This window comes from Vibrio limimangrovi (assembly GCF_054064025.1).
In genome coordinates, this window is sequence record NZ_JBSUGF010000005.1 from 120,728 (window position 1) to 145,091 (window position 24,364).

The 24,364-nt window shown below is 42.4% G+C and carries 19 protein-coding genes and 3 tRNA genes; 14 read left to right on the forward strand and 8 right to left on the reverse strand.

The window, feature by feature from the left end:
* Positions 1–35: 35 nt before the first annotated feature.
* Positions 36–557: a lipocalin family protein gene (locus ACWYU8_RS05000; RefSeq protein ID WP_457517677.1), complete on the forward strand. Its 522-nt coding sequence runs from the start codon at positions 36–38 to the stop codon at positions 555–557.
* Positions 558–624: 67 nt separating this feature from the next.
* On the opposite strand, the gene ACWYU8_RS05005 is transcribed toward ACWYU8_RS05000, so the two are convergent.
* Genes ACWYU8_RS05005 through ACWYU8_RS05015 form a run of 3 tightly spaced genes read right to left on the reverse strand, consistent with a single transcriptional unit; the run spans position 625 to position 3,215 of the window.
* A complete protein-coding gene (locus tag ACWYU8_RS05005) occupies positions 625–1,620 on the reverse strand; it encodes a succinylglutamate desuccinylase/aspartoacylase family protein (protein WP_457517678.1) in 996 nt (331 codons plus the stop codon).
* Between the two features lie 59 nt (positions 1,621–1,679).
* Positions 1,680–2,684, reverse strand: a complete 1,005-nt coding sequence (gene ltaE / locus ACWYU8_RS05010; RefSeq protein WP_457517680.1) for a low-specificity L-threonine aldolase — start codon at positions 2,682–2,684, stop codon at positions 1,680–1,682.
* Positions 2,685–2,699: 15 nt separating this feature from the next.
* Positions 2,700–3,215, reverse strand: coding sequence for an NUDIX hydrolase (locus ACWYU8_RS05015; RefSeq protein ID WP_457517682.1), 516 nt, complete (start codon positions 3,213–3,215; stop codon positions 2,700–2,702).
* Between the two features lie 259 nt (positions 3,216–3,474).
* Between ACWYU8_RS05015 and ACWYU8_RS05020 the strand changes: the two genes are divergently transcribed.
* The 5 genes from ACWYU8_RS05020 (at position 3,475) to dld (ending at position 9,998) form a co-directional block, all read left to right on the forward strand.
* A complete protein-coding gene (locus tag ACWYU8_RS05020; RefSeq protein ID WP_457517683.1) occupies positions 3,475–5,136 on the forward strand; it encodes an ATPase RavA domain-containing protein in 1,662 nt (553 codons plus the stop codon).
* A gap of 9 nt (positions 5,137–5,145) precedes the next feature.
* Positions 5,146–6,600: an ATPase RavA stimulator ViaA gene (viaA, locus tag ACWYU8_RS05025; RefSeq protein ID WP_457517685.1), complete on the forward strand. Its 1,455-nt coding sequence runs from the start codon at positions 5,146–5,148 to the stop codon at positions 6,598–6,600.
* 140 nt (positions 6,601–6,740) lie between these two features.
* A tRNA-Cys gene (locus ACWYU8_RS05030) sits at positions 6,741–6,814 on the forward strand.
* Between the two features lie 179 nt (positions 6,815–6,993).
* Positions 6,994–7,896 (forward strand): LysR substrate-binding domain-containing protein, encoded by a 903-nt coding sequence (locus ACWYU8_RS05035; protein WP_457517687.1) that lies wholly within the window; start codon positions 6,994–6,996, stop codon positions 7,894–7,896.
* Positions 7,897–8,291: 395 nt separating this feature from the next.
* Positions 8,292–9,998 carry a D-lactate dehydrogenase gene (gene dld / locus ACWYU8_RS05040; protein WP_457517689.1) on the forward strand — a complete coding sequence of 569 codons (1,707 nt, stop codon included), beginning with the start codon at positions 8,292–8,294 and terminating at the stop codon, positions 9,996–9,998.
* A 97-nt stretch (positions 9,999–10,095) separates the two neighbouring features.
* Here dld and ACWYU8_RS05045 read toward each other — a convergent pair whose 3' ends face one another.
* Entirely contained in the window at positions 10,096–10,404 is a 309-nt protein-coding gene (locus ACWYU8_RS05045; RefSeq protein WP_457517690.1) for an AzlD family protein, read from the reverse strand.
* A complete protein-coding gene (locus ACWYU8_RS05050) occupies positions 10,401–11,132 on the reverse strand; it encodes an AzlC family ABC transporter permease (RefSeq protein ID WP_457517692.1) in 732 nt (243 codons plus the stop codon). Before ACWYU8_RS05050 ends, ACWYU8_RS05045 begins: the two co-directional genes overlap by 4 nt.
* A gap of 359 nt (positions 11,133–11,491) precedes the next feature.
* Here ACWYU8_RS05050 and ACWYU8_RS05055 point away from each other — a divergent pair.
* The 6 genes from ACWYU8_RS05055 (at position 11,492) to ACWYU8_RS05080 (ending at position 15,587) form a co-directional block, all read left to right on the forward strand.
* Positions 11,492–11,578: transfer RNA gene (locus ACWYU8_RS05055), tRNA-Leu, on the forward strand.
* Between the two features lie 114 nt (positions 11,579–11,692).
* Positions 11,693–11,766, forward strand: a tRNA-Cys gene (locus ACWYU8_RS05060).
* A gap of 224 nt (positions 11,767–11,990) precedes the next feature.
* Entirely contained in the window at positions 11,991–12,245 is a 255-nt protein-coding gene (locus tag ACWYU8_RS05065; protein ID WP_457517694.1) for a nitrite reductase, read from the forward strand.
* 480 nt (positions 12,246–12,725) lie between these two features.
* Entirely contained in the window at positions 12,726–13,868 is a 1,143-nt protein-coding gene (locus ACWYU8_RS05070; RefSeq protein WP_457517696.1) for a hypothetical protein, read from the forward strand.
* A complete protein-coding gene (locus tag ACWYU8_RS05075) occupies positions 13,858–14,784 on the forward strand; it encodes a metal ABC transporter solute-binding protein, Zn/Mn family (protein ID WP_457517697.1) in 927 nt (308 codons plus the stop codon). The genes ACWYU8_RS05070 and ACWYU8_RS05075 overlap by 11 nt, the downstream gene beginning before the upstream one ends.
* A 2-nt stretch (positions 14,785–14,786) precedes the next feature.
* Complete coding sequence (locus tag ACWYU8_RS05080) at positions 14,787–15,587, forward strand: metal ABC transporter permease (RefSeq protein ID WP_457517699.1); 801 nt, start codon at positions 14,787–14,789, stop codon at positions 15,585–15,587.
* Positions 15,588–15,666: 79 nt separating this feature from the next.
* On the opposite strand, the gene ACWYU8_RS05085 is transcribed toward ACWYU8_RS05080, so the two are convergent.
* The 3 genes from ACWYU8_RS05085 to ACWYU8_RS05095 form a co-directional block, all read right to left on the reverse strand.
* Positions 15,667–16,455: a lipase family protein gene (locus tag ACWYU8_RS05085; RefSeq protein ID WP_457517700.1), complete on the reverse strand. Its 789-nt coding sequence runs from the start codon at positions 16,453–16,455 to the stop codon at positions 15,667–15,669.
* Between the two features lie 137 nt (positions 16,456–16,592).
* Positions 16,593–17,522, reverse strand: coding sequence for a CHAD domain-containing protein (locus tag ACWYU8_RS05090; protein ID WP_457517701.1), 930 nt, complete (start codon positions 17,520–17,522; stop codon positions 16,593–16,595).
* A gap of 133 nt (positions 17,523–17,655) precedes the next feature.
* Positions 17,656–19,026, reverse strand: coding sequence for a sensor domain-containing diguanylate cyclase (locus tag ACWYU8_RS05095; RefSeq protein WP_457517703.1), 1,371 nt, complete (start codon positions 19,024–19,026; stop codon positions 17,656–17,658).
* 873 nt (positions 19,027–19,899) lie between these two features.
* Here ACWYU8_RS05095 and ACWYU8_RS05100 point away from each other — a divergent pair.
* Positions 19,900–20,679, forward strand: a complete 780-nt coding sequence (locus ACWYU8_RS05100; RefSeq protein WP_457517704.1) for a thioredoxin domain-containing protein — start codon at positions 19,900–19,902, stop codon at positions 20,677–20,679.
* Between the two features lie 785 nt (positions 20,680–21,464).
* Entirely contained in the window at positions 21,465–24,257 is a 2,793-nt protein-coding gene (locus ACWYU8_RS05105; protein WP_457517706.1) for an Ig-like domain-containing protein, read from the forward strand.
* Positions 24,258–24,364 lie beyond the last annotated feature (107 nt).

The window sequence follows — 24,364 nt, forward strand, 5'->3', positions numbered from 1 at the left end:
TAAAATCAGTAAGTAACATAAACCGGGAACTCGTAATGAAATCACTAAAGTCACTGCTCCTATTGTCAGTCGTTTTTTTATTTGGTTGTACTTCAAAACCTGAAGGTGTAGAGCCTGTACAGAATTTTGAACTGAATCCTTATTTGGGTAAGTGGTATGAAATTGCCCGGCTGGATCACTCTTTTGAGCGGGGACTATCCAATGTAACGGCGGAATATGAGTTGCGTGAAGATGGTGGTGTGAAGGTGATAAACCGTGGCTATTCAAAAGAAAATCAGAGTTGGAAGCAAGCAGAAGGCAAAGCGTATTTTGTTGATGATATGTCGACAGGCCATTTAAAAGTTTCTTTCTTTGGTCCGTTTTACGCTTCCTATATCGTGTTTGACCTCGGTGAAAACTACGATTACGCGTTTATATCTGGCTTTAATCATGGCTATCTTTGGTTATTATCGCGTAAGCCCGAGGTGGAATTAGCAACGCTTGAACGATTTAAGCAGATTGCCGCAGAAAAAGGTTTCAATATTGACGAGTTAATACTTGTTGAACAAAACCAATAAACTGACTGCTAAAAACAAAATATCCCCTTTTAAAAGGGGATATTTAACACAGGATATTTAACACAGGCTATTTGATCAGGCGTACCAGTAATGAACCAGCGGCTCGTATAGATTCAACATTATGGCTGATGACAGTGCCAGACGTTGGAGCATTGTAGCGCTGTATCTCGTCACCAAACCCATCATATTGGATCGCAACCAGTTGACCTTGAACGACAGGCTCCAAAATACTGACTTGTGGCAGAACAAATCCACCAAGCTCAGCTCTAATGGTTACAATCTCGCGACCTTCTACGCAGGGGTGAATTGTTTCTGGAACCCCAGATATAACTTCGTAATGTTTAAGGATGTTGAAAATCCCTTTTACTGTACGATTGATCAGGGCTTCATCGGTATAACGACCCGTACCGACTTCTACAGTGATGGAGGGAACGCCACAGTTGTTCCATACCGTTTCTAGAACTCCGTTATCGCCCGGATCATCCAAAATGACATCAGGATTAATCAAGCGTGCCATTTGTAGAGAATCTTCAATGCGGAAGTCAGCGAATACATAAAGTGGATAGGCAGCGCCGCTGGTTTGAGTGTGCAAGTCAATCGCTAACTCTGCATTTGGCTTTAACAGTTTATTCCACAACGTATGTAAGTAACGGTTGGCTTCATTTCCGAACTCGTTGCCCGGAAAGAATCGGTTTAAGTTCGCACGCGCAGCGTCCGGATCAGGGGAGCAAAAGTCGCGACTTTTATTCAACATACCTGTCAGATTAATTCCAGGTACGATGACTACTGTGCCGGCAAGGTCCGATCCAATGAGTTCTCTGGCGGTTTTTTGTGCAGCCAAAACACCATTGTATTCATCACCATGAACACCAGCCGTAATCACGATCTTCTTACCAGGCTTTTGCCCTTTAAATACCAGTACAGGCAAATGTTGCCATTGAGAAAGGGCGTTGGTTGCAATGCGGAACCAGAACTTATGCTCACCCGAGGGGATGTCGGAGACATCAAGACATTGAATGGCCTGATGTCCTTGAATAATGTCGCCGGAAAATTGTGTTGCCATTAAAGTTATCACTCCCAAAACATCAATTTTGATTCTTATTCACTATGTTCAAAACTAACTTAAAGCAGAGATTTTAGGGCAGATAATAACGTAGTAACATCTTGTTCTGAAATGTCTTTGTGCGTCACAAAGCGGATAGGGTTTCCGGGTGAAACAATGATGTCTTGCTGCTTCAGTTGTTCTGCGATGCCATAGATATCAACTTGCGGGTCCAATTTGGCAAACACGATATTGGTTTGAACAAGCTCCGGGTTTACTGAGAATCCAGCAAGCTCTGCCAGCCCTTCTGCTAATTTTTTTGCGTTGATGTGATCTTGCTTTAGCTGCGAGACTTGTTCGGTAAGCGCAAGTTTTCCCGCTGCTGCTAAGATACCCGTTTGGCGCATACCACCGCCGACCATTTTCCTCAGGCGTCGCGCTTTTGCAATGTATTCATTGCTGCCGAGTAGCAGTGATCCCACAGGCGCGGCTAATCCTTTTGAAAGGCAAATGGTCATCGAATCAAAATACTGGCCGATTTCTTTAACTGGCACTTCCAATGCCACTGCCGCGTTAAACACTCTTGCGCCGTCAAGATGTAGCTTGAGACCATGCTTATTAACGAATTCGCGAGCTTCGGCAAGGTAAGAAAGCGGGAGTACTTTACCGTTAATGGTATTTTCCAGACTGAGCAAACGCGTACGAGCGAAGTGCATATCGTCAGGCTTAATAGCGGCTGTAAGCTTATCAAACGGCAGAGTACCATCGGGATTGTTCTCGATCGGCTGAGGTTGAATCGAGCCGAGTACCGCAGCGCCTCCCGCTTCATATTTGTAGTTGTGCGCTTGTTGACCACAAAGGTATTCATCACCGCGTTCACAGTGCGCCATCAAACCTAAAAGATTGGCTTGCGTGCCTGAAGTGGTAAACAGAGCGGCCTCGAAACCAGCAAGTTCTGCAGCGTATTGTTCCAGCTCATTAACCGTTGGGTCATCTCCGTAGACATCATCTCCTACGGGCGCAGTAAACATGGCTTCTCGCATGGCCTGAGTAGGTTGAGTAACTGTATCTGATCGAAAATCCATGAATATCTCCTTGGTCTAAATATATCCGCAAAGGCGAGCTTTGCTTAAGCAGGCAATAGTTTTGGCATCGGTAATTGTGCCATCTATGATCTTTTCTTCTAGTTGTTTTAGTGACAATGTCACAACCTCAATAACTTCGTCTTCATCGCATTGGTAACGGTTGGTTTTAATTAACTGCCTAGCGACAAACAGATATTGAATCTCGTCACAGAAACCAGCTAATGGCGTAACCTGACCAAGAGAGGTAAACGTCTGTGCGCTAAACCCCGTTTCTTCTTCCAGTTCTCTCTGAGCGCAAGAGAGAGGATCTTCATCACATTCACGGGTTCCCGCAGGAAGTTCTAGCAGCCACTTGTTAAGAGAGGGGCGAAATTGATTTACAAGTACTACTTCACCGTTATCGTTGATGGGCAAAATTACCGCAGCGCCGGGGTGAAGGATAGTGGTATGCGTAATTGTCTGACCTGTTGGCAGCTCAACATCTTTTTCTACCAATGCAATCTGCTTCCATTTATGAATGGTTTTCGTCATGAAGTGTGAATCCTAAAGATAAAGGCGTGCTTGAACATTAACGACATTCGTCGACAAACAAAAGTAAAAGTATATTTCGATCACGAAAGCGTTTGCATTTTCAGTGAGATGCATCTCATAAATGGAAACTTTGATTTCTTAGCAATGTGCTGGGGAAGCATCTGATATAAGGGTAGTTACAATAAATTACACTTGTAACATTGTGATAACAAATGTATAAAAATAAGTATACCGCATCAGTTCAGCAGCCGGAGCTCTCATGATACAACCCTCTTTTGCATCAAATGCCGATAAAGCACTCCTTTCAGAGCGAATCAATAAGTTGGCGAAAGCATTGACTGATGGCGTTTATGAACGTGAACATACGATCAAACTTTGTCTCCTTGCCGCGCTTGCGGGTGAAAGTGTATTCCTGTTGGGCCCTCCAGGTATTGCGAAAAGCTTAATTGCCAAGCGTTTGATTCAGGCGTTTGATAACAGTAGCTATTTTGAATATTTGATGACCCGGTTCTCGACGCCGGAAGAAGTATTCGGCCCACTTAGTATTCAAGAACTTAAAGATAATGGCCGTTATGTCCGTTTGACCAAAGGTTACTTGCCTACCGCTCAAGTTGTTTTCCTAGATGAGATTTGGAAAGCCGGTCCAGCGATTTTGAACACCTTGCTTACGGTCGTAAACGAAAAAACATTTAAGAACGGCAGTGACATTGAACGCGTTCCAATGCGCTTACTTATTTCAGCTTCGAATGAATTGCCAGATGAAGACAGTGGTTTAGATGCACTTTATGACCGAATGTTGGTGCGTGTATTTGTAAACCGAATTCAGAATAAACAGAATTTTAAATCGATGCTAACGGTAGGTACGTCACAGGAAGCGAAAATTCCGGATGGGTTGGCTATTACGGATGAAGAATATCATCGCTGGCAGCAGCAGTTTGACAAACTGTCTCTTACCGACAACGCCTTCGAAAAGCTATTCCAGCTCAAGACCATGTTAGAGAGCAAGGTTGAGGCACAATTTGGTGACGTCGCGAATACGGACATGTATGTGTCTGACCGTCGCTGGAAAAAAGCGGTGAAACTACTTAAAGCGAGTGCGTTCTTTAATGGCCGCGATGAGATCAATCCGCTTGACCTGTTGCTTCTGCAAGACTGTCTGTGGAATAGTCCTGAGTCCCGAGACGTAGTTCGCGATGTCGTCCAAGAGTTTGCGCTTAAACATGCTTTCGATCAGCAAGACGCTGAACAAGAAATCGAATACTGCCGAGAGACACTTGTAGACGTGCAACACGAGCTTGAAGATACCTATCGTATGACGCTAACGACGGAGGCGGCGACAGGCATACTACGTAAAGAAACCATGCGTTTCGACACCTCAAAAGCCAAAAGTTACAAAGTGGGGGCCGCAGTCAACTTAGTCAAACTCGTGATTCTACAAAGCAACATGTCAGTTTCAGAGTCAGAAAAAGGCGACAGCCGCTGGGTATATGTGCCGAAAGACGAATTGGATCGCGTGATTAAAGATGGACACGGAGATGTGTATGGTTACGTTAACCAAAACACCAACATGTGCCGCTTACGTTTTGATATCGATGCAGAGAATAACTTGGTTATTCGTGATATTGCCAACCGGGGTATTCTTGTTGGTTTAGTAACGCAGCAAGGTTTGGATATGGAACGCTACGAAAATTGGCTTACTCAAAGTGAGAAAGCAGTAAGCCAGTTGAGTGAAGCGGAACATCACATGCGTAAAGTGAAAGCCAACTTCCATGCTGCTCTGCCACACAGCTTTGTGGACCCAGAGTTACCGCGTTTAATGGAATCGAGTCTGCAACAAGTGAGTCAAAGGCTTGAATCTATCCAGGGTGAAAGCGAGAAAATTATTCAGCGCTTTAAGAACTTACAACAGTTTTTCTCTTAAGGAGACAACATGTTAGGTGCAGATGGATTCAACTTAGCATTGATGATTGCAGACTCTGGAATCATCGACAGTGCGGTGAACGACCTTTTGGCGCGCTCTCAGGTTATGATGATGGCGGAAAACCGAGGCGTTAAATCTTCGGTTAAAAATCATCTTTTAAAATGGCGTGGTAACGTTAAGAAGCGTATTACGAAAGTTTGTGAAACTGAGCGATTTCAGCAGGAACTCGCTTTGTATCAGGAAGTCATTCACTGGAACGAAGATGAGTTTTTTGAACGTATTGAAGAGGTAATCAAAAAACTCGAGTGGCACTCTGCGTTTTACATGCAAGCGCGTCGCATGATGGAAAAGAACAAAGGGGTCAATAACCCAATGTTCCCACACTACTTTTGTGACCAGTGGTATCAAAGCTTAGCTGATGCGATCAAACAAGCTCAGGTGAGCGAACTGGAAGCAAACAAAGAGAAAGTGCTCAATGACCTTTATCAGCGTATGGAAACCATGCGTAATATGGATAAAGTAACTGAGTCTGGTGATGAGGAAAGTGTTGGTCGCTTATGGGACATGGCGTCTGCTAAGCTTAGTAAGACTGACCTCACGGTGATGAAGCGACATGCTGAGCTCTTAAAAAAACACAAAGGACTTCAGGAAATTGCTGAGCAACTTGGTCGTATGGCTGGGCAGGTGAATGATCCCGATCTCAACCGTGCACCAGCTGAAGAGCTGCAAATGGTCGAAGAGAAAAGTGACGAAGCGACCGATGACATTGTTGGCATCCACGAAAGTGACGATTTAAATAAACTTCTCCCAAATGAGACCATGTTTCTGGCGTATCCAGAGCTTGAAGTCGTGTTCTATAAGCACCTGATCGACAAGCGATTAATGAACTATCGTACTCAGGGCAAATCTCGTACGCTGCGAAAAGTGAAAGCTCATCGCCCTGATAATAAAGCGGTAGATATCGAAAAAGGCCCCTTCATTGTTTGTGTGGACGCTTCTGGTTCCATGAGTGGCTTTCCGGAACAATGTGCGAAGGCGATGGCGTATGCTTTAATGCAAATTGCTTTGGCTGAGCAACGTGATTGTTATGTCATCATATTCTCGACCGAACACATTACTTACGAACTCACTAAACAAGATGGACTGCGTGAGGCCGCAGACTTCTTAACGTACAGTTTTCATGGCGGCACAGATCTAGAGCCAACATTGATAAAATCGATTGATCTGATGAGCGGTGAAAAATACAAAAATGCCGACATGGTGGTAATTTCTGACTTTATCGCACCAAAGCAACAAGATGAACTGCTTGCTAAAGTCGATGCACTTAAAGCGAAGACAAACCGTTTTCATGCAATCAGCTTGTCGAAATATGGTAACCCGGCGCTAATGTCGATGTTTGATCATGTCTGGTCATATCATCCTAACGTTGTTGGTCGTCTGCTAAAAAGAGTCAGTAACGGTTAGTTTTGATCGAATATTCACCTTACTGATTTAAAAGAAAGCAAACAAACAGCAAAAAGTAGATTTATGTTTGACTATCTTTTCTGAATCCGTAAAGTAGCCACCAACGCAGAGGGGGAGACCTCTTAAAGTGTTAATGTGACGGCGCCTTGGCAGAGTGGCCATGCAGCGGATTGCAAATCCGTGGACCTCGGTTCGACTCCGGGAGGCGCCTCCATATCAAATTTATCAGGTATGGCTTCCAGCGATATCTCGATGCTTAAAGCATCACACTAGGCCAGCGAAAGCTGGTTTTTTTGTATCTGCAGTTTAGATACGATTAGTGTGACTCTACTTTCAGCACTTAGAGCTCAATCCACCTACAATACGCTCTTCTAAAGGATTTAACGAAGTAGCATGAGAAATACCGACGATTACATCATATTTTACCATTTGGTCGAACAAGGCTCGTTCAGCGGCGCAGCGAGACAAATGGAACTGACAAAATCCGTCGTCAGTAAACGTATTGCCAAGTTGGAGCAAGATCTCGGAGTTCAACTGCTTTATCGCACGACACGAACGATAACACTGAGTGAAGCGGGGCAGTATTTCTTTGAACATGCCAAAGCGGTATATCAGGCTGTTGCCACCGCCGAAGAGTCGATTATTGGTTTGGGTCGGAATTTATCCGGTAACATCAAGATTACCGTTCCTACTATTTCTGGTGAATTGATTCTGCCAGGCGTTATTGCTGAATTTAATAACAAATACCCAGACATCAAGATCGATATGGAACTCGATAATCGTTTCGTCGATATTGTGAATGAACGATTTGATCTCGCAATACGCACCGGAGTGTTGCCAGATTCGAGTCTGATAGCCAGAAAACTCGTCGATGCGAATTGGATAGTCTGTGCATCGCCGCAGTATCTCGCCAGAAATGGTATCCCCAAACGACCAACTGAGTTAGACAAGCATAACTGTCTTGTGTACGCCTATCAGGAGTCGGGGGCTCGAGAATGGGCTTTCAAAGATGGGGAGAACGTTTATCAAGTCACGGTTGATGGAAATCTCTGTATCAATAACTCGTCCGTACTGAGAAATGTAGCGCTACTCGGTCAGGGGTTTATCTACGTCCCACGAGTTTTGGTTTATGACGATTTAAAACAGGGTCGTTTAATCCAGTTGTTTAAGGACGAAACCGCAAAGTGCCTTGGTATTTATGCTGTGTACCCTTATACACGGCAGCAGCCAGAGAAAGTTAAGATCTTTATCGATCACTTATACGCCAGCTTTCAAAGCCAGAGCCACCGTTTTTAATTCCTTTATTTGAACATAAATGCAACATTGTCGGGTGTATGATGTTGTTTTTATGTGTTCTGCACAGATCTCAAATATCCTTCCTATTTAGAAAGTTACGTGACTAATCCAAATTATCAATGAATCTGATAACTCGATATTGCGCACATATGTTAATAATTGGTTTTGTTATTGTTTCTTTTGGGAAACAATCTGTTTCTTTAGTTAAATTTTACATTTTTACTAATTAACTATCTGAAAAATATTAATTTAATGATAAATGCTTGTCATTGAATTCGGACAAGTCAAATTACATCGATAGACGCGGGTAAATGGACTGCTTATAGTGACCCAAACTCAACTTCCTGCAACTTTTTCTGGTACACGAGTGAAGCAAAATAATTAGAGATATGGATATGAAACAAAAGCAGCTGATAGAAGAATTTAAGACGATCGTCGGTGAAGAAAACGTCCTGACCGATCAAGTTAAAACTAAGTATTACCGCTCAGGCTTTCGCTCGGGTAGTGGTACAGCGCTTGCTGTCGTGTTTCCTAACACCTTGTTAGAACAGTGGAAGATCATTAAACAGTGTGTCGAGGCCAACTGCATCATCATTATGCAAGCGGCCAAGACCGGTCTTACAGAAGGTTCCGCCCCTAGTGGCAACGATTACGACCGCGATGTTGTCGTAATCAACATTACAAAAATTAAGAAAATTCATTTAATTGACGGTGGTAAGCAGGCGGTTTGTTTACCAGGAGCAAGTTTGCACTCGCTCGAAAAATCTCTGAAAACGGTAAATCGCGCTCCGCATTCCATCATCGGTTCCTCTTCGTTGGGCGCTACCGTAGTGGGTGGTATTGCAAACAACTCTGGTGGCGCGTTAGTCAAACGTGGTCCGGCATATACGGAACTCGCGATTTATGCTCAGGTAGACAAAATGGGCAATCTAAACCTCGTTAACCATCTTGGAATTGAAGGCTTGGGTGATACACCAGAAGAAATCCTGACAAACTTGCAGGAAGGCAACTTTGATCCTGCCAAGATCATTCATGATGATCGTATGGCTTCAGATAAAGAATATGATGAGCGTGTTCGCGACGTTACCTCAGATATTCCATCTCGATTTAATGCCGATGAGCGCCGCCTGTTCGAAGCCAGCGGTTGTGCAGGTAAACTCGGTGTATTTGCCGTTCGTGTTGACAGTTATCCAGTGCCAGAAAAAGAACAAGTCTTCTACCTGGGCACTAACGATCCAGCCAAGCTAACCAAGCTAAGAAGAGACTTTTTATCGACGTTCGAAAATCTGCCTGAAATGGGGGAATATCTGCATCGAGATATCTTCAATATGGCAGAGAAATACGGCAAGGACGTATTCCTGTCCATCGACAAACTGGGGACGGATCGACTACCCAAGATGTTTGCTCTAAAAGCGAAAGTAGAAAACTTTTTAGAACGTTTACCGCTTGTTAGTAAATATCTGCCAGATTCGATTTTGTACTATGCGAGTAAATTATTCCCACAACATTTGCCTGAGCGCATGTTGGATTACCGTGATAAGTATGAGCATCACCTGATCCTGAAAATGAGTGATGGCGGTATCGCAGAAGCTCAGAAGTACCTGACTGAAGTATGGGCAGTTGAAAGCGATTGCGATTTCTTCGAATGTACTCCGGAAGAAGGGAAAAAGGCGTTTTTACACCGCTTTGCTGCGGCTGGCGCTGCTATTCGCTATGAAACCATTCATCGTGAAGAAGTCGAAGACATTGTTGCACTAGATATTGCGTTACGTCGTAACGATGAAGAGTGGCTGGAAACCTTGCCTGAAGAGGTGAGTAAGAACTTGGTTCAGTCTCTCTACTATGGACATTTCATGTGCTATGTCTTCCATCAGGATTATGTGTTCAAAAAGGGCACGGATACAAAACTGATGAAGAAACTGATGCTAGAGCACCTGAATAGCCGCGGCGCGAAATACCCGGCAGAGCACAACGTAGGGCACCTGTATGAAGCAGAGAACTCGCTGCAGACGTTCTATCATCAGCTAGACCCAACCAATACCTTCAACCCGGGAATTGGCAAAATGGATAAATTTAAGCGTAACTGTAACTGTTGCGCTTGATAAATTAAGAATTCTGATCGAGATACAAGCCAAAGCCCTGCCGTGTTTCATTTAGCGGCGGGGCTTTGTATATAGAGATTGCTAGCCTAAAAGAAGTTTAGATTGCACGTACCGCTGCTGCTGCAATTATGCCAGCTGCGATGGCTGGAAGTGGTTTCTTGACGATAAACATCACTACGGCGGTGGAAAGAAGTGCCGTGCGTGCGCCGATGTCACCTTCAACAGCAAGAGGTGCTAAAAGCGCGACTAATACAGATCCTGACATGGCCGTGATAAAACGCTGAATACGTTCACTGATCGGAATGAATGACATAACAAACACGCCGCCCCAGCGAGTCGCTAGTGTAACCAGAGCCATCGCAATAATGATAACAAGCGTGCCACCAAACGTCGTTTCAATACTCATGCTTTTTTCTCCTTCCAGAACGCCCCAAGTATTCCTCCCGTGATTGCGCCAACAACAACGTGGCTGTTTTCAGGTAAATACCAATAAGCCAGTAATGAAGAAGCCGCAGCAACGCCCCAGATGGCAAAGACACGCAGGTTTTTAGGCCCCACAACGACCATAGAAAGTAAGAAACAGCCCATCACCATATCTAGTCCAAGGCTGACTGGATCTTTAATCGCACTACCGAAGTAGATACCAATCCAGGTTCCGACAATCCAGAACCCCCAAAGCGCAAGGCCGCCGCCAACTAACAAGCCCAAACCAGGCTCTTTTTTTCCGAATGCATTCATAGCCATCGCCCAGTTCGCGTCTGATGCAACTAACATGACACCGTAACGTTTAGCTGGTGGCAGTTGGTGTAACCATGGATAAAGTGTTGCGCCCATTAGCAGGTGGCGCGCGTTGATGGCAAACACGGTGATGAGCACTGGAATTAACGGGACTTCGGCCCCCCACATTTCCAGAGTGGCAAATTGAGAAGCGCCCGCGAACACGAGTGTGCTCATTAATAATGTCGGAAAAGCGTCTAAGCCAGTTTGAGCCGCCGCCACGCCAAACGCGAGGCCGAATATCACCACGAAAAAGGAAAGAGGTAATAGTTGTGTAAACCCACCCCATACATCTAAACGGGTAAACTCGTGCAGTCCTTTAGAAGAAGGATAGAGTTGTTGTTGATTTTCTGTCATAGAAATACCTAGCCAGCCGGAATAGGGAATATTCCAAACAAGATTGTTGTTATATTTTTGTGAACCGTATCTCTATCATCAATTACGGGCGTTTTCAAATACAACTAAGAGATTATGGTGAAAAGCTAAATCGAACGTCGCTTTGGCTTATTGTTTATTAGGGATTTAATTGCTGAGAGTCAGAGTATTTCATGTTCAGATTGAACGTCAATTGTACTGGCTGGCTCGCTTTTTAATCATTTAAATCAAAAGCATAAAATTTATTGTTGACCAGATAATTTAATCGGTTAAAGTACGCCTCGTTCTCGCGGTAAAGGTCGTTGAGAGAGATGGTGTCTAACCCATCGCATGATTGCGTTGCCCTGGTGGTGGAATTGGTAGACACAAGGGATTTAAAATCCCTCGGCGTTCGCGCTGTGCCGGTTCAAGTCCGGCCCGGGGCACCATCAAAAAGATGTGTGGATATAAAATCCCTCCGTCGAGCTGATTGGCCGAGTGTCGGACCATCAAGCACGGCTCGGGACACCATCTAACTCTTTGAGAGAACAACAATTCAAAAAGGCGCCTTGGCAGAGTGGCTATGCAGCGGATTGCAAATCCGTGGACCTCGGTTCGACTCCGGGAGGCGCCTCCATTATTTAGAAAGCTAGTCTTAGGACTGGCTTTTTGCGTTTCTGAACACCCTAAAACCTTTTTCATTCTTATTCAGCATCAACACTATACGATAAAAAACTCGACGTAATTTTAATATTACACACGCAGTTTTCATTACAACCATATGTTTTATCAATGGGTTATTTGATATTTGTTCGGTTAGTGAGTAACCTTTATCTGAGCATAATTGAAAGGAATATAAGAATGGAATCTTTTGCTGATGTATTGGTTGTTGCTATTGTGTTCGGTTCTCTATTTGGTGGCGGGATAATCAAACTTGTCTTGAACCATAAAAAGGAATTGCGAGCATTAGAGGTATCTGAACGTAATGCAATGAACCAAGAAGAGCAAGACAGTCTCAAAAAGCAAGTTGTTGAATTGAAGGGGCGTGTTGAAGTTCTGGAAAAAATCGTCACTGACAGTAAATATCAACTTGAGAAAGAAATCGCATCTTTGTAATCCCGATATTGTTAAATAGGCCGATTCAGTTCGGCTTTTTAATGCCTACTATTTTACCCTCCATCCCAGTCTGTTTACGCTTCCACTATGTCCCAAATCCTCAAGATAAACTCTGAGCATGCTGGATTCTCTTCTGAAAAATGTGGGGATATAACGTACATCTCAGATAGAGTAACCAACATTATGCGAGCTTGTTCGTCTCTCATCCAACAAAGTGGTTATTTCATTTTTTCTCTACGACATTAACAGAGTGTTCAGCCTTTTTAGAAGGTAATTTGGCGGAAGAATTTAGGTAATAGAAACACCTGTCTTCAAGTCGAATCTCTATAGATAATTTCGGCTATCTCACTGATTATTAATGATAATATCAACAAGAAAGTTTTACAAACTGTTACATGTCCAGCTTTTCTTATTAATTGTTATAATATAACATTTCGCTCAATTTAATAAATGTTATAACATAACAAAAGGAATGCTGTAGTGAATAAGAAGTTGGTCTCTTTGGCGGTTGGTAGTTTGTTTGTCTCCCCTGTGTTTGCCGATACGCTTTCGAATCCACAGATTGGCGTGGTACTGGATGGATACTATCAAGATGGTGAACGTAATCATTCTGAGCGAGAAGAAGGTTTCGGTCTTGGCCATACCGAGCTAAATCTGTCGGCAAACATTGACGACAAGTTTCATGGTGCATTTACGGCCGTTCTTGAAAGCCATAGTGACGAAACTGAACTGGAGGTTGAAGAAGCCTTCATTGAAACATTGGCACTGCCTTACGGCTTGAATCTGCGAGCGGGTCGATTCCTGTCTGACTTCGGCTATCTAAACAACCAACACATGCATAGTGACAGTTTCGTAGAGAGACCAATTGCTTACCGCACGTTCTTAGGTTCACATTACTACGATGATGGTGTACGTGCTAATGTCGTGTTGCCAACCAACCTATATGTAAAGTTTGCTGTGGAAGCCCTGAGTGGCGATAAGATGTCTTCCGTTGAAGATGGTTCTGAAGTGGGTGTCTATACCACGACGTTTAAGTTAGGAGATGACTTTTCTGAATCATCGAGCTGGCAGTTTGGCTTGAGCTACTTGCGCAATGAAAACGGCAAAGTAAAAGAATTCGAAGATTATGATCACGGTCATGTAGAAGAACACGATCACGATCATAGCCATGGCGCGGTAGTGACAGGATCTAACCTTTACGGCGCTGACTTTGTATGGAAGTGGGCTCCGGACGGCAACTACAAGTACCGCAACTTCACGCTATCGGCTGAGTATTTGCTGCTGGATGGTGTCGTCGACAGTAAATTCAAAGATGACGCGGAATCACCAGACGATCTAAGTGCTTATTACGTATCGGGTGTTTACCGCTTTAACCCAAGCTGGTCTGCGGGTGTGCGTTATGGTGAAGCAGAAAGCTATGATGGCCATGCTCATGGTGACCACATGCACTTCACTGCTCTTGACGACGAAGAATTCGACGCAATGGTAGCATGGGATTCTTCTCATTTCGGTACTATCCGTGCCCAATACTCTCGAGTTGAGAACCAAGACAGCGAAACAGACAATGTATTCACGATGCAATACGTTATGACCTTTGGAGCACACGGTGCTCATGCGTTCTAAGCTGACTTTTACTAAAAGCTGTTTAGCAATGATGGCGGCGGGAGTCGCTTTCATTGCTTCACCAGCTATGGCACTGAACATTTTTGTTTGCGAACCTGAGTGGAAAGTGTTCCTGGCGAGTCACGCTCCGGACGCAACAATCTATTCCGCGACTACAGCCAAACAGGATCCGCATTATGTGCAAGCTCGACCATCTTTGATTGCGAAAATGCGTCAAGCAGATATGGCAATGTGTTCAGGGGCCGAATTGGAAGTGGGGTGGTTACCCATGTTGCAAACTCGCAGCAGCAATGGTGCAGTACAAAATGGTGCGCCGAGCATGATTTACGCGACCGATTTTGTGCGCATGTTAGACACTCATGACCATGTCGATCGCAGCATGGGTGACATACACGCACACGGAAACCCGCATGTTCAATTTGCGGCTAATGATATTATTCCGCTTTCGCTGGCGATGACAAAGCGGCTGATAATCATTGATCCTGACAACGCTCAGCGCTACCAGCTTAACGGCATTAAATTCCGAGTTCATTGGCGTAAAAAACTCAATGAGTGGCACGAAAAAGCCGCTCCCTTGCAAGGTAAACAAGTTATTGGCTATCACGAAACCTATCGTTATTTGTACGAGTGGTTAGGGATAAAGCAAATCGCAGACCTTGAACCTAAAGCAGGCATATCGCCAACTACATCACATCTTCAATCTTTAACCGAGTTAGATGCGGATACTTTCGATGCGATTGTTTACTCGTCTCATCAAGATCGACGACCGGTTGAATGGCTACAACAAAATACCGGTAAGCCTGTCATTGAACTGCCGTTGACGGTGACTGACGGTCAAAGTCTCGATGCTATGTATGACCAAGTGATTGATAATTTGCTCGATGTTTTAGCGCCGCCTGTTTCTGAGAAGATCTAAATATGGCTGATTATGTATGGCTACTGCCCGCTGTTTTATGTGGACTGATTGCTTTAGTTGGCAACGTGGTACTTGGCCAACAAGTGCTCAAGCGTCAAATTATTTTCATTGATTTGGCTGTGGCACAAGTGGCGGCACTCGGCGCTGTTTTGAGTCACTATTGGTTAAGCCAATACACTTTGTTCTCTAACTCCTTCTTTGGAGAAATGCTTGGGCCTTGGGTGATGTCATTGTTGCTATGTGGCCTGATTGCTTTGATGGAGAAACGTTACCGAGATCAATTAGAACCAATGATTGGTAGCTTGTTTGTGGTGTCGGCATCACTTGCCATTTTGCTTGTGAGTAAAGACCCTCATGGTGCTGACTTTATTAAAGGTATCCTGAACGGACAGCTACTGTGGTCAACATGGAGTGACGTTTGGCCTTTAGCACTTATCACTTCTGCGATGTTAATGTTAGTCTGGCTTAAACCTGAATTTATGCTCGGCAGTGGTTTCTATCCCATCTTCGCAATCTTAATGCCTATTACGGTGAAACTGACGGGGATTTACCTGGAGTTTGCCTTGCTGGTGATCCCTGCACTGTGCGCCACTTCTTTGAAAGGGACTCGATTTTTTATTGCCAGTATCAGCATTGGTATTGTAGGGATTTTATCGGGGATTGTGGTATCCGCTTATTACGATTTACCAAGCGGTGCGAGTATTGTGATTACTTTATTCATCTCGGGTATGTTGTTTAATCTCTTGGTTCAGCCCATGATGGCAGTCGAGAAAGCTGGTGTTCCAACTTCAACCACATCTTAAAAGGATAAGGCATTGGATTGGAGTATATGTTCAAGCTCGTGTTTGTCAGGCGCGCATTTTGCCCACTTGCCATCAAAAATTACCTGTCATCAAAAAAGTCTTTATTTCGAATATATTTACTCATCAAATGGTAAGAAAAAGGGCGCAATAACCAGCTGAGCAACGAACGTCCTAATCGGATCATTGTCGGCGTATTTTCGTAGATCCTGCCGTTATATAACCAAAGTAATTTGCCTACGTGCCAGTAGAGGAAGGGAACAGGTGGCATGAAAGTAACAATATCAATGTCACAACAGATACGATAAGTTTTATGAGCCAAACTATAGTGTTTCTTAAATGTCCAGTCGCCGATCGCTGGCTGCCCAAATGTCACGACTCGCTTGATACTCTTGGGATATTTCGTCTCAATATAATCAGCAAAGACACTACCAATCGCACCACCCGATGAGTGTCCGGTAACGGTAATACGCTTGCCCTCAAGTATGAGTGGCACAACCACCGATTCCAGACGCTCAATAACACTTTGTCCAAGCCGGTCTTCATTTCTGCTTGGCATACTTTCCTGAAACAACAAATGATAAAAGCCAGCGTGGATACGATAATGGAGTCCGAGACGGCGACAGCTTCTTGTCCACATGGCAAAGTTGAGTAACCAGTCAGAAAGGCTATGAGAACCTTTTACAACCACGACGACCTCTTCTTTACTTTTACTCCAGAGTACCCTAATCATGATTTTTCCGTGCTCATTTCTGATGATTCGTTGACCATTTGGATCGAACCCGTAACGTGTTTGTTTGAAGACTCTAGGGTACGCCAGGTTACATAAAACAGCGTAACGTTCGTATTGGTAGCGTTTGAGTGGTTTCACGGTATCTTACTTAGTATTGTTCAGCACAATACTCTAGATCTGAAATATGAAGAATGCGTGAACCCAAATGCCTGCAGAGCAGGGATGGAGAGAATCAGGTTGCTGCTTATTTGTTTATTTTCTCTATTCCTTAAGAGCTAAGAGCGATACATTTCCAAAGCAGACGATTCTTTCAGAAACTGATCGAATTGGTTTATATGCAAAAATACAGAACGACGTGACTTTTCGTGCTGCTCCTCTATCTCTTTGATCAGCTGTTTGAGTGCTTTACGGTCTGTTTTTTGAATCGTTGATGTCTTTCTGAGATGCGTAAAAAAGTCGATTTGGGTCGACGTGTCGTTAAAGTCACCTAACTGGTCTTGCAAAAACTTAAGGTGTTTTACATTTTCTTTATGCTGTTCAGCGGAATAGAGCGCAGAAAACGACTCAAGAAGATACCGAAGTGCTTTACATTTTATGCGTAATAAATGGATGATGCTGTCTTCACTGTCCTCTGCAATCTTCTTACTTGCTCTGTTGACCTTATTAAATTGATTCACAATTTTTTGATTTGCATATTTGAGTGGAGAAGGATGGTTGGTTCGAAGGTCGTAATGTTGTGCACGAAGTAGACTATTTTCGACAATTACCATAGTGCTTCGGTACGCATGGCTATTTAACCAATGGCTAACGCGTTGTTGCTCGTTACATTGACGAGCTTCTATAACCGCAAACACGCTTTCCAATGACGCCTTGTGCTCTGGGAGCATGGTCATATAACGAGGTTTATCAATCATAAATACATCTAAATCACGCAACAGATTGGTCTGTTTCATCAATACCTTCAAGTGTGGCGTGATGATTTTCTGTTCGAATGGGGACAACATGTCTTTTAAAAGCAGGGATAGAGAGCGAATACGCCTTAGTGTGACACGGTACTGATGATTGTATTCGGGATCTTTTCCAAGCGATAAACCTTTTTCCAGCGATTTTACATAGCTGAATTCGCTTAGAAGAAAATTTGGTAAAACAAAGTACAGATCAGAATCAAAATATAACGGCAATCGAGACGCAGACTTTTGAGACATTTTCGTGGAACTCCCAAACCCAGTTGATGTGGTTATCTTGAGCGTATACCCAAATAGCCAATTCTTCGAGATTGAGATGGATGGTAGCCGCAATTATCGAAACGAAATCATCGAAACCAAATTATTAAACGTCTCAAGTAAATGTCTGCATGTCATGGTTATAAATGATGACACGATTCCTGCCTCTGTGTTTCGCTTCGTACAACGCTTTATCTGCCTCCTCTAATAATGCTTCAAAATTATCTTGTTCCTGATACGAGGCGACACCAATACTAACGGTAAAATTGACGAGCTTACCGCTAGAAAGGCAAGGGCTCTTCTCAATCAAGGCTCTGATACGATTAGCAATCTCAACAGACTTTTTAGTGTTGGTAAGTGGTAATATAATCGCAAACTCTTCACCACCTATACGGCCTAAAATATCGTTCTTTCGCAGGCCTGAACGGCACAATTGTGTAAAGTGTGTCAGAGCCTTATCACCAACGCTGTGTCCAAACTGGTCATTGATATGTTTGAAGTAGTCAATGTCCATGACTAAAACAGAAAGTAATTTTTCTTCTAGAAGCTGACAGGTATTAAATTCATTAACCCCCATCATCATGAAGTAGCGTCTGTTTTTCACTTTAGTGAGAGAGTCGGTTGTGGCCTCGATAAACAGTTGGTTCTCATACTCTTCGCGGCTCATTTGTTCTTTCTTGAGGATATAAGTGGTCACAGCCGTGATGATGAAAGCAAATAGTACAGTAATCAGGGTAATGGTCGGGATGATTGTTTTACTCGGGGAGTGTGGATGCCAGGTTATATAACCCACGATACTTCCGGAAGGAGAATATAAGGCCATGTAGTCTTTTAGACCTTCTGAGGTGCTTGTTAAACTCAGTCCAAATAATTGGTAGTCACTCGCAAGTATGCTCAGGTACTCCTTATCGATTCGTTTACCTAAAGCTAAGTAGGTGCCCTGGCGCGACAGCCCTGATTCCTCATTTATCAAAGGCCCCCCAACGACATGATAGACGTCACCTTCTATGCGCAAAAATCCATTTGTAATTTGAGTATCAGTATTTAGCTGTTTTGATGCGCCCATTAACTCTGACAGTGGCTGCTGTAGATCGTCAAAAGAGAGGTTTTGGATATCATCACTTTTAATCAAGTAGGCTTCTATGTTTCCTTGTGCCACGGCGACACTAAAATCGTAATCCTTTTTACTCATTAAATAGTCACCGGAGTTATCTTTGACCCAGTCGGGATCAAGGTTAACAATTATTTTTTCGTAAGCCTCATCCCAGTACGTATACTGCTCGAGCAAATCGCGCGCAGTCCGAAACTCGAGCTTTCTAGCCAGATGAATCCTTTGCCCCAGCTCGTCAGCGGCCAGGTCATCTAATGAGTTTAAAAAATAGACAAGACAAGTAAAAATGGAAACTACCATCACGGATAGAAGCCAGATTATGGCATATCGCAATGATTTAGCGGGTAAAAATGTCCTTGTATTCAGTTTCATCATATCTGTTGAAGGATAGGGGGCTATATTTATGGTTGAGGTACTACATTAGCACAGCGTATTGTTTAATTTCCATATGAATCATACATCTATTTAATATTGAAAACTGAAATTAAACTAGGTGCATAATTGAGTGGTTAGTTGCACATTGAGGTGTTCGAGCCCACTTTTTTGCTTCGTAGCGGAGGCGATCTAAGATGAACTGCCTCAATTTGAGGGCTCGATATTTGGCATTGTTATGTGTTTTTATCGTCCGAGCGTAATACAAACGAGAAACACAATACATGCAATGACTAAGAGGGTAAGTTCTTTATTGCGAATGGTCATAACGAATCCTCCTTTCCATGTGATGTTGATATATTGCTATTCAGCCTAAAAATTATCTTTCTATAGTAATTTTAGTTTAAGAAAATTAGCGAGTTAGAGAATTCAATCGATAGTTGATTTAGGTCAACTGTTTAATGAAAATATCCCTATTCAAGAATAATTTATATTTCTAGTTATATTCTTATTTTTGCTACATGTTTATTATCATATTGATTCATAGACATATATATCGATATATCAGATTCAATCACATTTTACCAAATTGACTAATAAGAACTCCTTTACGATACTTTTTACAAATTGAAAGAAATTACTGTTTAACAATAAGTTGTGTATTATTTTATGCAGATTTATATATGCACTTATGACAATATGGGCCAAAGTGGCTTTGTATATATATAGTTACTAATAATATTGATATTAGTGTTGTATATAAACAACTTATCTTTATAGAATTTAGCGGTATACCTTTCATTTGGTGAAGACAAGATACGTTTGAAGCGTATCTAAACGGTTTCATAGTGGGGGCATAACATGTTAAGGCACATAATGAAATTGGCAGTGCCAGTCGTTTTACTGCCATTAATTTCTGGCTGTCAGTCAGAAGATACGGAGCAATTAAAAGCAGAGATAGCGTCATTAAAGCAAGAGATCCGTCAGCTTTCTGAGAACGTTGGAAAGATTGAGACAGAAGTTAAAGACATGAAAGAGTTGGCATTCAAACCGCCAAAAAAAGAACCAGTAATTTTACCCAATCAACCTAATTTTACTGATGACGGTAACCTTCCGATGTTGGGAAGTAAAGAAGCAAAAATCGCGATTATCGAGTTTTCAGATTTCCAATGTCCATACTGTAAACGCTTTACTGATGATGCTTTTAAACAGATAAAAGAAAACTTCATTGACACAGGGAAAGTGCAATATGTCGCGCGAGATTTCCCCCTTAACTTTCACCCTCAAGCAATGCCAGCCGCCATCGCAGCAACGTGCAGTCTCAAACAAGATTCTTATTGGCCAATGCGAGACATGTTATTCAATAACGTAAAACAGTTGGGTGACGAGTTTTATCAAAAAGCCGCTACAGATTTGTCATTGAATATGGATGCATTTTCTAACTGTTTGAAGGACCCTGCGGTCGCTGACAAAATTAAGGAAGATATGGCGCTAGGACAATCATTGGGCGTAAGAGGTACTCCTAGCTTTTTGATTGGTCGTGTTGAAAACGGTGAACTTATTGAGCCACAAATCGTAGTGGGTGCTCAGCGCTATCCAGCTTTTGAATCAGTACTTAATGAATTAGGGAAAGAAAAGAAAGAATCTGAAGAATAAAAACACACACGAATATTAAAAAGGCAGCCTAATTAGCTGCCTTTTTAATATCTAAAAAGTCTATTTAAAGTAAAATCGTGAAATTATTTTCGATACTTAAAGAGTAGGTAATTAGCGCTAAGCTATCCGAACATGATATGTAAGCGTCTTATAAAATCACTCTAGTTGATAATAAGTTGTAGCTATTTTGTTAAAATATAGTGTGTAATTTAAATTGTCATTATTTGGTTAGATAAAGGTCATAAATATGACAAGATGTTAATATTGAAAGAAATAAAATAAAATTACGCTCACGCCATATTTTTAATATTGTTCTTATTTCATATTATTAGAGTAAGTATTTTAACAATCGTAATGTTTTCCTACATTCATGATTTTAATGGCATTATTTAAATTTTATTGTTTTTGTTATCAATTTGGTTGAAATTCAATCTGTGTATTTGCTAGTATTTTGACCTGCTTAATAGAAATTAAATACTAATTCGAATGTCAGTGGAGGATATTAGGCTAGTGGTATAAATATTATTAAATGACACCTTTGGTGAGATACTAATGTGATTTAGTTTTAATTCAACCATCAATATTAAGGGAAACCTTTCATTGATAGATTTGCACTGATACTTGAAGATCATATTACTATCCCCTAGAGCTTCCTATTATCACTCACGATTTTGTTGTATTCAACGATTGTGGAATTGCTCATCTTTGATGGTTTTCGAAACAAAAGAAAACTAAATATATGCAAAAAATAAATGCTTGCTGGCTAATGATCCGGCAGCCATTGTGTGGCTGTCATTTTACGCTGGATGAAATTTAACTTCCAAAACGAAACGGACCTGAAAATTTTACGTATGTTTAATATCCTCTATAACTCAAAAATATTGGCTACTAATGCTTTTAAGTTTTCCATAACAACGCTGTTTGGGGCTTCTGCACTTTTTTTCAATGCATCGGCTGTATCTCAAGACGATACTTATGGTATCGGTTTAGAGGCAAATCACCATCATAACTATGCACAAAAAGCGAAGAATATAGCTTCAGAGAAGCGTCAAAATGCTCAAGCAAATACCAAAGCATTGACGAATGCGATGGCTGCCTACCAAAACGCTACGAAAAGCGAAAAAAGTAACTATCTAAATAAGATGATTTCACTAGCAGAAGAGCGTCAGCAACTGTTAACTGAACTAGTAAAATCATCTCCAGCATCTGTGGCTAGTGTTGCGATTACCACCGAAGAGCAACAAGGTATGCCAAAGGAAGTTAAGAAACTTCTAGAGCAAGAACAAGTGCTTGAAGGTGAACTTGAAGTTTTTTACGAAGACTATGAAGATCACAACAAGAGCCGTCTGCTCCATGTTTTAAAAACTGCCACTGGTCGTGTTGAACTGTATACGGCAGATAATGCAAATATCAAGTCACTGCAATCTGGTATGAAAGTGCGTGCCAAAGGATGGAATTTTGCTGAGAGTGATGAAAGTACAGACTCTTTAGTGTTAGGTAGTGAGCAGGATGATCTGACCGTATTAGCTGATGGCAGTACGTCTACAACCACTACAAGTAGCAGTTCTACATCGACATTGGCCAATACTCTTGGCGAGCAAAGCACATTGGTCATGTTGATTAATTTTCAGGATGATGTGCAGGAACCGTGGACTGTCGATGAGGTCAGAGACATGGTCTTTGGCACTGTCAATGAATACTATAATGAAAATTCTAACGGTCAGACGTGGTTCTCTGGAGATGTACAAGGATATTACACATTAGCTATTGATGCGGTGTGCGACACAGCTCAAATATATGCTGCAACTTTGGAAGTTGCCGATGCTAACAACCTTAATCTCGACAGTTACAGTCGTTTAGTTTTTGTAATTCCGGACATCCCAAATTGTGGGTGGTCTGGAAAAGGTACGGTGGGAGGTTCTCCATCCAGAGCATGGATTAATGGCTCTCTGACACTAAGAACGGTAGGACACGAACTGGGACATAACTTAGGATTACACCATGCTAAAAAGCTTGAATGTGGTGTGGGTGTAATTGATGGAGACTGTTACACCATTGAATATGGTGACAGTTTGGAGATAATGGGAAACCCTGGGTTTACGGGCCATTTCAGCGCCTTTAATAAAGACAGTTTAGGCTGGTTCACAACTGACTCATCATCCGTCGCAGGTAAAATTATTGAAGCGAGTACTGATGGTAGCTACATACTAGAGCCTTATGAATCATCACCAGAAGGTGAAGCTAAAGCGATTAAAATTCAGCGTGGTGTTGATACAGAAACAGGTCAAAAGCTTTGGTATTATTTGGAATACCGCCAACCTACAGGTTTTGATAGCTATCTTGCCAGTTATCCAGCTCTTATTTCCGGTGTGACAATACGTTTAGCTACAGAATCTGATATGAGCAGTAGCCAACTTATCGATTTAACTCCTGCAAGCCAAATTACAGATTGGAATGACTCAGCTTTATCTGTAGGTTCAAGCTATACGGACACCGACGCAGGCATCACAATCACTACTGAGTGGGCAGATAGCACTGGTGCAAGCGTTCATGTTAGTTTCGCGGAACCAACATGTACGTTAAGTGTGCCAGATATTAGTGTATCTTCAAACCAAACAGCGGGTGTGGTGTCAGGTAGTACTCTAAGCTACACGGTTTCTGTGACCAATAACGATAGTGATAGCTGTTCATCTTCTAATTTCGTAATTGAAGTGGAAGCTCCAGCAGGCTGGACAACAACGGCAGCCAATATCGATTTAGCTCCGGGTGCAAGCGATATGGTAACGCTTGATGTCACTTCGGATGAAATTGCTACGGATGGTACTTATACGCTTACTTTCAACGCGTTTAATAGTGTTGATAGCAGCTACAACACGAGTATGACTTCGAGTTACTTAGTCGAAACGCCAGTTGAAGTATGCGATATGGGTACTCCGCTATTGACCGTGGTTCCAAATCAAAGTGGTGAACTTGAACCGGGTAGTACAATCAGTTACACAGCGACAGTAACCAGTCAGGACAGTGCTAATTGTGATTCTGCTGTTTTCAATGTAGTGCTAAACGTTCCTAATGGTTGGAACGGAGAGAACGGAGCAGTAACTTTGGCTCCAGGCGAAAGCAAATCGGTAACACTAGACACAATAGCGAGTGCAGATGCATCAGATGGCAGTTACAATGTAACGGTCTCTGTACAACATACGCTAGATTCAAACTTGAGTGTTAGTCAGGTGGAGAGCGTTGTGATTGCAGACCAGGTTGAACCAAATAGTGCGCCTATAGCTTCGGATGATACTGTTACTCTGGCATCGAAAGACCCAGTGGTTATCAATGTACTAGCAAATGACAGTGACCCAGAAGGGGACATCATAACGGTTATCTCTGTAACACAGGGTGCTAAGGGTACGGTTCAAGTTTCGGATGATGGTCAGTTGATTTATACACCAGCGAAAAACTTTAAAGGTAGTGACAGTTTTAGTTATGCCATCAGCGATGGTGATCTTACTGCGTCAGCCTCCGTTAATATTAGTATGACAAGTTCATCTGGCCCTGAAAGTAACAAAGGTAAAGGACAAAGATAATTCAGCTAAAAAGGTAACGCGATTTATAAATGAAAAGGTGCAATGGATATTGAAGTCACTGCACCTTTTTAGTTATGAGATAAACTTCATTTCCTTAAAATATTACA